Genomic DNA, 212 nt, shown 5'->3' on the forward strand with positions numbered 1-212 from the left:
GCGCACGCTGAGCGACCTGGCCAGGCACCCCGAGCTCAAGCTCGGCCTGTCGAACGAATTTCTCGGCCGCGCCGATGGCTGGAAGGGGCTGGCCTCGCGCTACGGCTTCACGCAGACGCCGACCGGCCTCGACCACGGGCTGGCCTACGAGGCGGTGGCCGCGAAGCAGATCGATGCCATCGATATCTACACCACCGACGCGAAGATCGACC

General features: G+C 67.9%; 1 protein-coding gene. It reads left to right on the forward strand.

Features of this window, described 5'->3' with window-relative positions; translation table 11 throughout:
- Window positions 1-212: glycine betaine ABC transporter substrate-binding protein (locus tag DBV14_RS33200; protein ID WP_311732882.1), on the forward strand; the 212-nt coding region annotated here is incomplete at both ends.

This window comes from Variovorax sp. KBW07, from assembly GCF_003852515.1.
GTDB lineage: Bacteria > Pseudomonadota > Gammaproteobacteria > Burkholderiales > Burkholderiaceae_C > Variovorax.